Here is a 1,618-nt window from a genome sequence, read left to right on the forward strand (position 1 = left end):
ACCACCGTCCCGCCGGTACGACTGGCGCGCCGGGCACTTCGTCGTCGGTCGGTGTCCCGGACGCCACCGTCCGAACATGTTTCGCACCACCGTCACCCGGCGAGGCGACCGCCACGACACCGTCTTCCCGCTCGTCCGAGCGCGCGCGGCATGCACTCGGCACGGCGATCCGCCGTCTCGTCACCATCGGCAAGCCCCGGACCGGCACCCTGATGGCCTCGGCGGCGGGGATTTCCGCCTCGCTCGCGCCGGGGCTACTTCCGCGCACGTCGGTCGCGCAGGCGTTGCTCACCGCCCTGCTGGTGCTGATCGCGCTGAGTGTGGCGGGACTCGGCCGGAAGGTGTTGGGACACTGGGCGATCGACACGGAGGCGCGGACGATGCGGTTCCGGAGTGCGATCATGATCGCGTGCTGTGCCGTGACCGGTGCCACTCTCATCCACGCCTGGTACTGGCAGAACCGGCTGCGGGAGGCCATGAATTTTCCGCCGGTCGGTGTGCGGTACTGGCTGCAATGGGCGTTCGGCGTCGTCGCGGTGGTCGTCCCGATCGTGCTCGTTCTGCGTGGATTGCGGTGGGCGGCAGGGTACGTGGGACGACTGCAGGCGGCGGCGCTGGTCACCGCCACCGTCCTGGCCTGCCAATTCGCCCTGCTTCCGGCCGTCGTGAATTGGCAGCGGTCGGCATTCGCCTCGGCCGACGCCGCCATGGACCCGACGCTGGTGCGGCCGGTCTCCTACACCCGCTCGGGCAGTCCGGATTCGGCGGTGAGCTGGGCCTCGCTCGGAGCGGAAGGGCGCAAATTCGTCACCGAACGCGGCCGGTCGGTGCGCGTCTACATCGGTCTGAACTCCGCGCCGGATCTCGATTCCCGTGTCGCCCTGGCCATTCGGGAAATCGAGCGGTCCGGCGGATTCGACCGCGGGCACCTCGTGGTGATGGTGCCGACCGGATCGGGGTGGCTCGACGCCGGGGCCGCCCGCGGCCTGGACGAGCGGTTCGACGGTGACGCGACGCTGGTCGGCATGCAGTATTCGCAGGCTCCCAGCTGGGCGACGTTCCTGTTCGCCCGGGCCGAGGCCGAGCGCTCGGCACAGGCCCTCTTCACCGGAATCGAACGACACCTGGCCGGCCTGGCCCATCCGCCGAAGCTCTACGTCTACGGCCAGAGCCTGGGCGCGACCGCGGGCAGCGCGATCTTCGCCGACGATCGCGACGAAAGCGCCCGGGTCTGCGCCGCGTTGTGGGCGGGCCCACCGGCCTCGGCGGTGCACCGTGGCGGCGCGACCGTCCTTGCCAACTCCTCCGATCCGGTGGTGCAGTGGTCGCCGCGATTGCTCTGGCGCGCACCCGATCTCACCGGGACCCGCCACGACGCACCACATCCGATGTGGCTGCCGGGACTGAGCTGGGTGCAGACCACCGCCGATATGCTTTCCGCGCTCGCCCCGGGCCCCGGCCACGGCCACCGCTACGGAGCGGACCAGGGCACCGCGCTCGGAAGCTGCTGAGGTCGATGACGGTAGCCGGGGCGGTCACGGCACCGGCTCCCACCCAGCCGACCACCGTGCCCGCCCGTCCCCCGCCGTGTGCTATACCGGTTCTCGCAGGTCAGAAC

At 71.0% G+C, this 1,618-nt stretch carries 1 protein-coding gene; it reads left to right on the plus strand.

Translation table 11 applies throughout. The features are described 5' to 3' along the window. Nucleotides 1-1,511: alpha/beta-hydrolase family protein (locus ON23_RS19560; protein WP_306307136.1), on the plus strand; the 1,511-nt coding region annotated here is incomplete at its 5' end. Between the last annotated feature and the right edge of the window lie 107 nt (nt 1,512-1,618).

Source organism: Nocardia cerradoensis NBRC 101014 (assembly GCF_000308535.1).
Lineage (GTDB): Bacteria > Actinomycetota > Actinomycetes > Mycobacteriales > Mycobacteriaceae > Nocardia > Nocardia cerradoensis.